This is a genomic window from Streptomyces sp. PTL18, from assembly GCF_059510295.1.
Genome location: NZ_JCAJZO010000010.1, coordinates 246,712 through 253,198, shown reverse-complemented (window position 1 = coordinate 253,198; position 6,487 = coordinate 246,712). Strand labels below are relative to the sequence as shown.

The following is a 6,487-nucleotide window of genomic DNA, read 5'->3' as shown; positions in this document are numbered from 1 at the left end:
ACGGGAGTACACGCCCTCAACGCCGCCCGAGCAGCCGCCTATCCGCGCGACCTCTAAAGGTCGCCACCGTGAACAACCTGCTCTTCCCCGGCGCCCGCCAGGCCATCCAGGTCAAGCGGCGCCGCACCGATCCCAAGACCGGCAAGACCACCATCGCGACCGTCTACGCCGTCACCAGCCTGGCCGCTGAGCAGGCCACACCCGCCCAGATCGCCACACTGATCCGCGACCACTGGAAAGTAGAGAGCCTGCACCACGTCCGCGACACCACCTTCGCCGAGGACGCCTCCCAGTTGCGAACCGGCAACGCGCCACGCGCCACGGCGACTTGGCGCAACCTGGCCATAGGTGCCCTGAAGCTGGCCGGCGTAACCAACATCGCAGCCGGCCTCCGCCGCAACGCCCGCGACCCACGCCGACCGCTCACGCTCCTCGGGCTCACATGATCACCAAGCGGACACCGCGCGACTACGCCGAAGTCCTGAGGCAAAAGCGGCCTCATGCTTCACACGGGAATCAGAAGTTCTCGTAATGGCTGCTCTCGCGCTGGGTCGGTGCGGTGAATAACCCGCGATGACTGCTTCGGTACCGGCATGGACACGTTCAGTCGGCCGGGTAAACTTACGCCATGGGACTCGAGGACGATCTGAACAAGGCGCAGGCGGCTGCCCAAGGCTCGGAACCCGGTATCCGCAGCGACGTCGAATCCACCTTCCAGACCGCTTCACGCGTTTGGAACGACTTCCTCGCCTACTGCCGGGATTTCGCCACACTGGCTCCCCGGCACGGTATTCCACCGAAAACTGGAAAAGAAGTGGTGGGCCGGGGGCGAGAGAGGTCACCCACGGGCCCAGGATACGTGGACCAGTTCATCTCCCATCCCGGCGGGTGGATCATCAATCGGGGCCCTGGAACTACCCCCATGTTCTACATCACCACAGCTGGGGAACTGTACGTCGAAAGTCGCCGGTCGAAAACTGGATACTTTCCCACACGTAAAATCGTCACCTACAGCTTCCACCCGTGCCCTGCCTTTCCGGCAGCGAAACCGGATTACTCCCGTCCCGCCACGGACAGCACGGCATCATACTGGATGCCGTGGAGATTCGATTTCACCAACAGAGCCCCCATGGGGTCTTCTGACGTCGTGAGGGAAGACATCAAGAAACTCGGTGGCTGCGTGGTCCTCGACACTCCATGGGACAAGACGTTCGCCAAGGACCACATCCTCGACGTACTGTCGCCGAAGCGCCACTGAACGCGGCGCACACCGCGGCCACTCGATCAGTCCAGCGGTCCATTTCCCTGCTGTGTGGCCGGCCCTGCTCGCTTGGCTATTTCCATCAGATCAGTGAGCTTCTTCGGGGTGGCCACCGATCGGGTGACAGTCGGCGGTCTCCAACTGGCCAGCGACCACAGGCGCTACGGGCAAGGCCCCCGGGCTGTTGATCGAGATGTCTGACGTCTCCGTCACGCTGCTCGGGGGCCTCGTTGGTGATCTATCCTGCCGCCCCCGACCTGCCGCATGCGCTCGTGGAGTGGGTGACCATGCTGCGCCGGTACTTCTTCGGCAGCGGGGCCAGGGCGAGGCGGGCGGTGGTGATGTGGTCGGCGGCCGTGTTCGAGCCCGCGTTCCCCGGTCTGAGCAGGGCGGCGACCGGCTCTCCGGTTCCGCCCGGGCGGTGGTCGACGAAGGCCGTCAGGGGGTGATGGCCGTAGGTCTTCTTCCAGGTGGCGGTCGCATCCTCCTTGTCGGAGTGCGCGATCACCAGGACGCCGTCGAGGTCGACCGTGACCTGTCCGTCGGCGTCCGGGGCATTCTCACCGGCCAACGACCAGACGCGCTGCCGGACTTCGGACCGTGCGGACCGGATGACCTGCAGGGCTTTGTCGTCGGAGGCGGCGAGGGTGTCGATCAGGCGGGAGACGGTCGGGTCGGAGGCGACCGGGCCGAAGACGGCCGGCTCACACCGCAGCATGGCGACGTCCGCGAGGCAGTCCCCGCCCAACGCGACCGCCAGGGCGACGTCCCAGCAGGACTTTGCCCGGGTCGTGGACGGCCCGCGGTTTGCGCCACGGCGCCGGCACCTGCGATATCGCCTGATCCAGACCGGTCTTGCGGACCGTTTCGACCAGCAGGACCGACCCGGCCCGGGAGACCACGGCTCGGCCGTCAATCCTGGACACGGACATGGGGGTAGGACGCGGTAGGCTGCTTCACCTAGAAAGTGCCTCGGACAGGAGCGGGAACAAGGGCCTCAGCAATCCTCATTCTCGCTGGCCAGAGGAACTTTTCGCATACCTGACCGCCTGTCGGACAGCCCGCTTCATGAAAGCGTGAGGTTAGCAAGAGGCTCGTCGTGGGCGATCACGATCGGCGCCTTCGCCTCCGCCCGTGCGCGGTCGGAAGCCGCCGCGATCTCCTCGTAAGTCCATTCCTTGTACAGACGCTCTCCGTGGGCATCGGTGATGTCGATGACCAGGCCGGTCCACTCCTCAGCGGGCTGTTCGGGGACGAGTCCCAGTTCGTACGTGGCGTCCTGGAGGAGGGATTCGGTGACGCGTATGCCGGTGAGTCTCTCGGCCAGAGCGAGGACTGCCGCCTTCCCGTCGACGACCGGGGCGCTCTCGTCGTGCTCTCCCTCGGGAGTCAGCGGGAAGCCGACTTCTCGCAACAGAGGAACCAGTTCATCGGGGCTGTTGCCGTCGCGCGCCGAGGGGCCCTCGAACGTCGTACGGAGCTCACCGTCCTCGAACCAGTGGAAGAGGTGGAGGGGCTTGCCGCCGTTGCTCGAGTGCGCCACGACCCGGCCGCCCTCCGACAGCGTCTCCGCGCACGGCACCCCAAGGCCACCGTCGAAGCCGAGGACAACCGTCCAGTCGCCTTTCTCGCCCGGGGCCTTGAAGGCGCCCGCGACGTAGGACTCGTCCCAGCAGTCGTAATCCGCCTCGGCACGCTGAGCGTCATCCGCCTCGATCAGCCCGGCCGTGCCCTCCCCAGTGCCGCACGGCTCCGCCTCCATCGCACGCAGCACCTCCTGCGGGCTCCGCCCCCGAATCAGTGTCAAGGTGTATCCGCTCTCCATCATGTGGCGGAAGAGCGGCGAGGTGCGGATCCAGGCGTAGTCGTGTGCGGTCACCAAGTTCATACAGCGCAGTGTGCCTGATGCCTCTGACAATGCCCGACAGGCCGGTTCTCACAGCTGGGGCTGGGACTCGGGCTGCACCCAGTCCGTGTCAGCAACATGATCGTGTTACGAGCTCTAAAGTACGAATGCGGCGATGACCCCTGTCCTGGGGCGAATTCCAGGGGCCACCGCCACCAGGACCGACCCGACACCAAGGATCACGGCTCCGATGATGCCGGTGTGGGCGACCGCGTTCGAGAACGACGAGCCGACCGCATCCGCCACCTTCCGTGCCCGGTCGGCTAGTTGCCCGACCTGCGCCTTGAGCCGGTGTCGATGCTGTCCGCGCCCGCCGCCATGCCGCGTGGCGGAGCCGGACCTGCCCGCGAAGAAAGCCCAGGACGTGTGCGCGCATACGACTGGCGCACCGTCAGGAAGATGGCGCCCCGCCGAGGTCACGTCCTCTGGAGTGGTGTAGCCGATCAAGCTGACGGAATCCCCAGGTCGCGGTCCGAATCGCCCTCGCCAAAGGCCCTGTTGAGGCTCGCCGGACCGGGACCAGCGGTGATCGCACGACGGCTGGCTGCGGGCACGTACCGGACGGCTCCAAAGCGGAAGCGACGGACTGCGATCGACTACCCCACGACCGGGGACACGACCGTCAGGAAAGTCAGCAACGGGTCAGTGTGAGTCCTCAGACACCCGGCGACAGCTGACCACACATGCGAAACGTTGTAGCCTCCGAACATCGCCCTTGACCAGCGATAGCGGGCAGGGAGCAGACAAACCGGGAGTTTCCTCATGTTTCGTACGGTATTCAAGTCCAAGATCCACCGCGCCACCGTCACCCAGGCCGACCTGCACTACGTCGGATCGGTGACCATCGACGCCGACCTGCTCGACGCGGCCGACCTGCTGCCGGGCGAGCTGGTGCACATCGTCGACATCACCAACGGCGCCCGTCTGGAGACGTACGTCATCGAGGGCGAGCGCGGCTCCGGTGTCATCGGGATCAACGGGGCCGCGGCCCACCTCGTCCACCCCGGCGACCTGGTGATCATCATCAGCTACGCCCAGGTCTCCGACGCCGAGGCGCGAACCCTTCGGCCGCGGGTGGTGCACGTGGACGCCGACAACCGCATCGTGGCCCTGGGCGCCGACCCGTCCGCCCCGGTACCGGGCTCGGACCAGGAGCGCAGCCCGCAGGCCGTGGCCGCCCGGTGACTCCGTACTCCGGTCGTGCGGTGCGCCCGACCGGCCGCGGCTGACTTCGCCGGCCGGTGGCCCGGTCGGGGCCGGCCCGTCCTGCGACGGGGTGAGTGCCCGTACGGCGGCCGGGTACCCGGGGGACAAGTCCAGAGCCGACGTACCACTGGCTGGAGGACACGATGACGCATCCGTTCCCCGATCCCGCACGGCCGGGACCACCCCCCGGACCGGGACCGACCCCGGGACCGGAGCCGGCCCCCGAACCGGGTCCCGAACCCGCGCCCCCGGAACCGGAACCCACACCCCCGGCACCCGGCCCCACACCCCCGGCACCCGGCCCCACGCCCCCGGGGCCCGAGCCGGTGCCGCCGGGACCGGGCCCCGACCGCCCGCATCCCGGGCCGGGGCCGGTGCCCACTCCGGAGCCGCCCCCGTCTCCGATTCCGAAACCGCCGGGCCCGGATCCCGTTCCCGAACCCGGAGAACCGGGGCCGCCCCTTTCGTAGGGCGGACCCGGCGCGGAAAGCACGGTGGCCCGGTGCGCAGGTGAGATCGCCGCGCACCGGGCCACCGCCGTATCCGGACGCGGCCGCGCCGCCGTGGTTCCCGGGCCCGGCGAGAGGGGCCGGCGGGGCCGGCCCTCGAGCCGGTTCCGGTGCCCTACGCCTCCACCTCGGACCGGTCCCCGCCCCACAGCGTGTGGAACGACCCCGCCCGGTCGGTCCGCCGATAGGTGTGCGCTCCGAAGAAGTCGCGCTGGCCCTGGGTCAGCGCGGCCGGCAGCCGCTCCGCGCGCAGGGCGTCGTAGTAGGCGAGGGCCGCGGCGAAACCCGGCGTCGGCACGCCCTGGCGGGTGGCGGCCACCAGGACCTCGCGCCAGTCGTCCTGCGCCGCGGCGATCTCCTGCGCGAACGTCTCGTCCGACAGCAGGCTCGGCAGGTCGGCCCGGGCGTCGTACGCGGCGCGGATACGGTCCAGGAACGCCGCGCGGATGATGCAGCCGCCGCGCCAGATGGACGCCACCTCGCCGAGGTCGATGTTCCAGTCGTACTCCGCGCTGCCCGCCGCGATCTCGTGGAAGCCCTGTGTGTACGACACGATCTTCGACGCGTACAGCGCCTGCTCCACCCGGTCCGCGAACGCCGCCGCCTCGGACCCGCTGAGCGGCGACGCCTTCGGCCCGGCCAGGCCCCGCGACGCCTCGCGCAGCGCGGTGTGCCCGGACAGCGAGCGGGCGAAGACCGCCTCCGCGATGCCGGACACCGGCACGCCGAGGTCCAGCGCGATCTGCACCGTCCAGCGGCCGGTGCCCTTCTGCTCCGCCTGGTCCAGGACCACGTCGACGAACGGCCGGCCCGTCGCCGCGTCCACGTGGGAGAGCACCTCCGCCGTGATCTCGATCAGGTAGGAGTCCAGGCGGCCGGTGTTCCAGGTGCGGAAGGTCTCCGCGATCTCGGCGGGGGAGTAGCCGGCGATGTCGCGCAGCAGCTGGTACGCCTCGCCGATCAGCTGCATGTCGGCGTACTCGATGCCGTTGTGCACCATCTTGACGAAGTGCCCGGCGCCGTCCGGACCGACGTGGGTCACGCACGGCGCCCCGTCCTCGGCCTTCGCGGAGATCTTCTCCAGCATCGGGCCGAGAGACTCGTACGACTCGGCCGAGCCGCCCGGCATGATGCTCGGCCCGTGCAGGGCGCCCTCCTCGCCGCCGGAGATGCCGGTGCCGACGAAGTGGATGCCCCGCTCCCGCAGTTCCTTCTCCCGGCGGCGGGTGTCCGCGAAGTGCGCGTTGCCGCCGTCGATGATCATGTCGCCGGGCTCCAGCAGCGGCGCGAACTCCTGGATCACGGCGTCCGTCGGTTCGCCCGCCTTCACCATGATCATCAGACGCCGCGGCCGCTCCAGCGCCGCCACGAACTCCTCGGCGGACTCGGTCGCCACGAAGTCGCCCTCGTGCCCGAACTCCTTCATCAGCTCATGGGTTCGTGACACGGTGCGGTTGTGCAGGGCGACCGCATAGCCGTTGCGTGCGAAGTTTCGGGCGAGGTTGCGGCCCATGACCGCGAGACCCGTGACGCCGATCTGGGCTGAAGTGCTCATAACCGTTGGCTCCTTGAGAGGTCCTGGAATCGGTGTGCCGGTTCGGTCCG

At 68.8% G+C, this 6,487-nt stretch carries 5 protein-coding genes and 2 pseudogenes; 3 read left to right on the top strand and 4 right to left on the bottom strand.

The features are described from left to right. Positions 1–68: 68 nt before the first annotated feature. Positions 69–284, top strand: a pseudogene (locus AC5WS8_RS21500) (ISAs1 family transposase); the annotation flags it as partial. A 344-nt stretch (positions 285–628) separates the two neighbouring features. Further along, on the top strand, positions 629–1,258 hold the full coding sequence (locus AC5WS8_RS21495) for a hypothetical protein (RefSeq protein WP_496105069.1): 630 nt from the start codon (positions 629–631) through the stop codon (positions 1,256–1,258). Between the two features lie 283 nt (positions 1,259–1,541). Here the strand turns inward: AC5WS8_RS21495 and AC5WS8_RS21490 are convergent. The 3 genes and pseudogenes from AC5WS8_RS21490 to AC5WS8_RS21480 form a co-directional block, all read right to left on the bottom strand. Beyond that, a pseudogene (locus tag AC5WS8_RS21490) lies at positions 1,542–2,221 on the bottom strand (transposase); the annotation flags it as partial. Positions 2,222–2,327: 106 nt separating this feature from the next. Then, entirely contained in the window at positions 2,328–3,149 is an 822-nt protein-coding gene (locus AC5WS8_RS21485) for a DUF6461 domain-containing protein (RefSeq protein ID WP_496105068.1), read from the bottom strand. 114 nt (positions 3,150–3,263) lie between these two features. Beyond that, positions 3,264–3,614 (bottom strand): hypothetical protein, encoded by a 351-nt coding sequence (locus tag AC5WS8_RS21480; protein WP_496105067.1) that lies wholly within the window; start codon positions 3,612–3,614, stop codon positions 3,264–3,266. A gap of 315 nt (positions 3,615–3,929) precedes the next feature. Between AC5WS8_RS21480 and panD the strand changes: the two genes are divergently transcribed. Further along, positions 3,930–4,352, top strand: a complete 423-nt coding sequence (gene panD, locus AC5WS8_RS21475) for an aspartate 1-decarboxylase (RefSeq protein ID WP_496105066.1) — start codon at positions 3,930–3,932, stop codon at positions 4,350–4,352. Between the two features lie 645 nt (positions 4,353–4,997). Here the strand turns inward: panD and gnd are convergent. Next, positions 4,998–6,437, bottom strand: coding sequence for an NADP-dependent phosphogluconate dehydrogenase (gnd, locus tag AC5WS8_RS21470; RefSeq protein ID WP_496105065.1), 1,440 nt, complete (start codon positions 6,435–6,437; stop codon positions 4,998–5,000). Positions 6,438–6,487 lie beyond the last annotated feature (50 nt).

Coding starts and splice junctions, on each gene's coding strand:
- panD (WP_496105066.1), top strand. CDS start 3,930: ATGTTTCGTACGGTATTCAAGTCCAAGATCCACCGCGCCACCGTCACC.
- AC5WS8_RS21495 (WP_496105069.1), top strand. CDS start 629: ATGGGACTCGAGGACGATCTGAACAAGGCGCAGGCGGCTGCCCAAGGC.
- gnd (WP_496105065.1), bottom strand. CDS start 6,437: ATGAGCACTTCAGCCCAGATCGGCGTCACGGGTCTCGCGGTCATGGGC.
- AC5WS8_RS21485 (WP_496105068.1), bottom strand. CDS start 3,149: ATGAACTTGGTGACCGCACACGACTACGCCTGGATCCGCACCTCGCCG.